4 protein-coding genes are annotated in these 6,000 nt (G+C 23.6%); 2 read left to right on the forward strand and 2 right to left on the reverse strand.

Going from position 1 to position 6,000, the window contains the following annotated elements; genetic code table 11:
• Nucleotides 1-5: 5 nt before the first annotated feature.
• Nucleotides 6-842 carry a DUF4145 domain-containing protein gene (locus tag ON24_RS03840; RefSeq protein WP_016358225.1) on the reverse strand — a complete coding sequence of 279 codons (837 nt, stop codon included), beginning with the start codon at nucleotides 840-842 and terminating at the stop codon, nucleotides 6-8.
• Between the two features lie 160 nt (nucleotides 843-1,002).
• Between ON24_RS03840 and ON24_RS03845 the strand changes: the two genes are divergently transcribed.
• Complete coding sequence (locus ON24_RS03845) at nucleotides 1,003-3,801, forward strand: hypothetical protein (RefSeq protein WP_040682022.1); 2,799 nt, start codon at nucleotides 1,003-1,005, stop codon at nucleotides 3,799-3,801.
• Between the two features lie 299 nt (nucleotides 3,802-4,100).
• On the opposite strand, the gene ON24_RS03850 is transcribed toward ON24_RS03845, so the two are convergent.
• Entirely contained in the window at nucleotides 4,101-4,526 is a 426-nt protein-coding gene (locus ON24_RS03850; RefSeq protein WP_016358223.1) for a YkvA family protein, read from the reverse strand.
• 716 nt (nucleotides 4,527-5,242) lie between these two features.
• On the opposite strand from ON24_RS03850, the gene ON24_RS03855 reads away from it, so the two are divergent.
• Complete coding sequence (locus tag ON24_RS03855) at nucleotides 5,243-5,785, forward strand: hypothetical protein (RefSeq protein WP_016358222.1); 543 nt, start codon at nucleotides 5,243-5,245, stop codon at nucleotides 5,783-5,785.
• Nucleotides 5,786-6,000 lie beyond the last annotated feature (215 nt).

Genomic DNA, 6,000 nt, shown 5'->3' on the forward strand with positions numbered 1-6,000 from the left:
ATAAATTATTTATCATTTTTAAAACGTTTATTTATTAAAGATTTTATTTTACTTAAATCACTATCATCTGCAGGTTTTATTCCTTCCTTATTTAATGAATCAAAATCAATAGGATCTAAAATCAATCCCTCATCCTTAAAATCATCCATAAGACCTCTATTTTTATTGTCCATTAAATCATTACCATCAATTAAATCATTGTCATCACTGTTAATTTCAATGAAATCTTCAATATGCTTATCCTCATTATCAGTTTTATCGTTTATTGATTGTTTATAACCTGAATCAAGTTCCCCATTCTTTTCACTGAGCATTTTTTTAATTTCATTGATTTCAAATAAGAATGCATTCTCTTCAATTTCATTATCATCCATATGGAAATTAATCATTGAATTAATTGGCTTTCTCATATGAAATGGATCATAATCATAAGGTTTTTTATGGAAATCATCATCCCCACCATATTTAGAATAGTAGAAAGTTAAAATATTATAAACATTACGATGAACATTTAACGCAGATTCCAAAGTACTCCTATAAACACCATGCGCCACATTATTTGAAAATACTCGAATATTATCAAATGAATTAGCTGTAGGCTCATTAATAATATTAACCTTAAATAATAAACTTATTTTATCTTTTTGATTATTGGCTTCAGATTCATTAAAATCAATATTTTCCATTTTAGCAATTTTTTCTATGGTGTTTTCCCCAATTACCCTTGCTGTAATAATAGAATCAGTATAATACCCATTACGGATATAAGCCTCCATTTCCACACATTTTTCTAATAATTCCCCGTCAAATGAATATAAAAATTCGAAACAGAAATCAGACATTTTACCACATCAATATTAAATTTATTTAAGTTATTATTATATTATCATTTCCTTAATATAGTTTATATATTAAAAATTTTAAAACTAAAAAATTATAGGAATAAATTTAAATAAAGATAATCAAAATTATTAATAATTATTATATTATTTAAGGGATAATATGGACTACATAATACTAGATAACTCCGATGATATTGAAAGAGCAGAAAATCAGCTATTTTTCACTTTTCAACAAGAATTTACTCAAAAAATTAATTTTACTAAAAAATATGGGAATAAACATATTGAAAACCCTAAATATTATTCCAAATCAAAAAGAATTTGGTTTTCAAGAATTAAAAGAAACTTTGAATCCCATTATTTCTTCGGATTTAATTACGATGAAAGTGAAAAGGGATTTGATGCAGGTAAAACAATCCTCTTTTTAAATTTCAATATTTTTGGAGAAAAAAACAATAGTCATTTCTTAAAGGATTTAAACACTAATGAAATCCATTGCGGAATAAATATCTACTACAGAAATTATCAATCCAATCATAACAAATCAGAGGAATTAAAATCTCTTAAACGAATTAAAATCAACAAAATCGACGGAGAAGAAGAATTTTTAGATTTAGGGGAAATTAATAATCAGAAAGAGATTGTTGAAAACCTGAAAAAGGTTTTAAATGAAGCGGAATTACTATTTTATCCTAAACTTCATCAAAAAAGATTAAAATATCTAAACGAACAAGAAGAAATCCAGAAAGAATCAGATAAATGTGAAATATGTGATAAACCTTTAGATAATAAATCCCCAAGCAGAACATGCAACAGTTGTAACAAAAAAGTTGCAAACAATCTTAAGTTATTATATGGAGATTTAACTTTAAACCAAGTAATATCAGTGAACCAATTAATGAATGATGAAGAATTCTATAACTATGATTCTGAAATGATTGCAGGTGTTACCACACTATTATATAATTTAAATTCCATCTTTTCAAATGAAAATCAATATTTCTTTAAAATCAATCAGGACTTAATAGATTTTATAAATAAATACTCCCATATAAGTCAGGAAGATAAACATATTTTTAAAAATATTGAGGAGAAAAAACTAAAGGATTTATTCGATAAAATAGGTTCAGAAATACCTTATTCAATTGATTATTTAACCGATGAATTAGATTACACCAATTATGAGGTTAAAAAAATCATAAAACTCCTGGAAGAAAGGGATGCGATTGTAATAGATGACGAGGACAATTTCTATTTAATTGATAAAGAGAATCTTAAAAAAGTAGAATCAGATGATAAAAACGAAATAAACCTATTCAATCAATACTATGGACAGATTGTAACCCTACTTAAGAATGGTAAAACATTAGAAGAAGTTTCCATGATTATAAACATTGATTTTAATCAACTAAATGAATGGATTAAAAAAGGAGAATCCAAGGAAGAACCATTCAACAAACTCTACAAAGAATATATTAGTATTAAAGACAATTTTGAAAAAACCACCATTTCAAACAAAGAATGGAAAAGAATCATTAAAAACGTTAAGAAGGGTAAAACTCTTAAAGAATCCTGTGAAGGTGAAGATGTTGATTATTTCACCATTAATTATTACATAAAACGGGGAAGGGAAAATAAGGAATATGCTAAATACTATAATGATTATAAAGATGCATTAAATAAAATCAATACACCTTCAGAGGGAAATACATGTAAAATCTGTAATAAATTATTGGAATCAAATGAAGAGGAATTCTGTAAAGAGTGTAAACAGAAATACTTAACTGCAAAAGCAATAAATCTTCTTCTACCTAAATTAAGCCATAAAAACAATTTTACCAAGGAAGAGTTAAACAAATATTACACAGACAAACATACTGAGGTAATAATCAATAATTTAAAGAAGTTCGATTTGATAATGGAAAACAAAACCTTGGAACAATATTATTTTAGAGAAAAAAATCAAATCAGAAACTTCATTGAGAAATATTATCCCGAATATGAAAACATTGAAAAATACAGTTTAATCTGTAAATTATGCGGAAGATCATTTGATTCAAAATACAAATTTGAAAAATTCTGCCCCAAATGTAGATTTATATATCAACCTACAAATGGAAGATATGCAATCATATATAGGGGAAAAGAGGATATAAAAGAGATTGAAAGGATAGAATCCGAAGAGGAAGTAAGAAAAATATGTCTTAAAGCCAATGAATCATTAAAATACAAAGATCCTGAAACAATTATTAATGAAATTGTATTCAACTCAAAAACAGATAATACAGAAACCGGTATGCTCTGTGGTAAAGAATTTAATCAGGAAAATTATGAGAAATTATGTTCCGACTGTATTGTAAAGCCAATTAGCAAATATGGAATATGGGAAGTGAGAAATAAAAACACATTGTTTGATAAGTTTTCAAACTACAGTAACGCTAAAAAATGTGCTGATGTGTTAAATGAAAAACTAGAAGCTAAAGTTTCAATTGAAAAAATTAAAAAGGATTATGAATCCATTAAAGAAAACATTGATTTTCCAATGATAGAAAATTCCCTGCAGAAAATAATGATTGAAAGAATTAGCAACAACTCTGAAAACAATGATAAAATTAAAGATATTAATAGAATTGGCCCTAAAGAGAAAAACACTGATGAAGTATCTCCAGATAATATTACAGAAGGCAAATACATTACATCAAATAAAATCAATAACACAGATAATGAAGGTTATATACATCAGGTTATTAGCGGTATGATTAAAATAGATAATATTAACCCTGAATTATTTAAAATATTTAATAAAATAAAAGCAGTAAACAAAGAATTAAACTTTATGCCATCTAAAGAAGAGGGTTTTATTAATTTAAACTTTAGACTCAAAGTAGACAAAAACGATGAGAATTATAATTTAAATCTATTATTATCTAATGGCTGGATTTACAAGTTATATGATTAATCACAAAAAATATCCAAACACTACAAACCTATCAAATCCGACTCTACAAATCATGTAACTAATCACAAAAAAATATTCAAATACTATAAACATGTCAAAATCATATAAAAATTAAATCTTTTTTTATCTCTTTTTAAGAAAATTATTATTAATAAAGAATTTCAGTAATCGATTTTTACGTTTTGAATTAATACCTCAAAAAATAAAGTTAAGCATCATAATATCTTTTTTTATTAAAAATTTTATAATATAATTTATCACGAAATTAAAAAAACAATAGAATTAAAAAAAATAGTAATTTAATCAATTAATCCTACATATGAAAGTATATCATCAACCTGATCCTGTAAGATTTTTACAGATTCCTCAAAACAAGTATTTAGAACATCTTCAATACTCTCATCATCTGTCCATAAATCCTGTAAAAAATCATAACCATATTGATTAACTACCTTTCTTAAAACATATACAGATATGTAAATATCATCAATATAGCCATATGGACCAAATACCTGTTCTGGAATAATATCCATAGGAACAACGTAGTATGCTATTGCAGCACTAATGTTTAAACGTAAACCACTGGATAACTGTTTAGAATTTAAACAATCACATAATAACTTATATAAACTAGGACCATAATCAATGAAAGAATCATACTCCCCTTCAAAACAATTTAAGTTATTTACAAGAGTATCATAATAATCTTTAAAATCTACTTCCATAATATTCCCTCACTACTATTTTTTAAAAATTATTTAATAAATATTTCGTTTAAGTAATAATTTATATAAAATAAAGATCAGTTTAGATAAAATGAGAAAATGTTCAAATAATTAAATATTATAAAAAAAGGGTATATATTAAATCGAATTCCCTTTTAATCACCATCATCTTAAATTTAAGGTTAACATAGACCAGTACCAAAAATCTATGTCAATATAATAATTAAATTATTATAAACAGATATTATTCTATTACCACCATCATCACCTAAAAAAAAGTTTACATCAACATCTTCAAAATAATAGAACAATAAATGTACCCTCGATATAATATATACCTAATGAAAATATTAAAAAATATTTCCATAATAACTTCTGAATTTATTAGTATATAAAATTTACTAATAAGAATTTATTAATTAATCCTTAGTTTTTTGTTAAAATTTAAATAAAATATTTAATGATATAAAATAATCAAAATTGAATAAATTTTTTAAATCTCAGAATATTTGTCCATGTTTAATTTTTCTAATTTAAAATTATGTAAACTATAAAAACAAATATTCTACTATCTTTTCTCCCAATGAAAATTTTTTTTATCTTCTTTAATTCCAAAGAAAAAATAATTAAAAAAATAATATTAATATTAGAAAAAACATAAAATAAAAAAAAGTAAGATATTAAAAAAAAATTTTAAATTTAAACAGAGGATTTACATGGAATCAAAAAGTGAATTAATGAATAAATATTTAGATAAAAGCTTTGTAGATTATATTAAATCTTTATCCTACTTAGAATACTATGAATTTTTAATCAATAATTATAAACCCTATTTTAAAAAGATATATGATTATTTAAATGAAAACAATAAGATCATATTAGATGAGAGTCAAGTAGAAGAGGATAATAAAAAAGAATTGGAATTTTTAATAAATTTTAATCGTTTTAATTTAAGTCTTAAAGCATATGACGTATTAGAACCTAATTATGAACAAATAATTAAGGATGCCACTGCCGAAGTATATAAAGAAAGTGAAAATAGAGAAGACTTTAATCAGAAACAATTAGAAATTATTAAAGAATCAAATATTAAAACCATATTAAGTTACTTCACATCAATTTATAGAAGCACTGAGGAATTAGACAATATTTATTTAGATAAATATGACTGTACTTTATATTACTACTGTCTTGACAGACTTGATGAATTAGTACATAAAAATATAAGAAGGATTGAAGAAAAAAATAAAGATAATTAAAGTATTCACATTTTCTTCTTATTTTCATTTATTTTGATTAATTGGACAATATCCTATATTTTTTAAATAAAAAAATCCATATTCCATTAAATATTAAAAAACTAATTTTAACTAATTTTAAAAAATAAAAAAAAACATAATACAACATTAAAAACTATTTTTACAATTTTTAAAAATAAAAACACTATTAAAAATATATAAAAAGCTTATAAGAT

Source organism: Methanobrevibacter boviskoreani JH1, from assembly GCF_000320505.1.
GTDB classification, from domain to species: domain Archaea; phylum Methanobacteriota; class Methanobacteria; order Methanobacteriales; family Methanobacteriaceae; genus Methanarmilla; species Methanarmilla boviskoreani.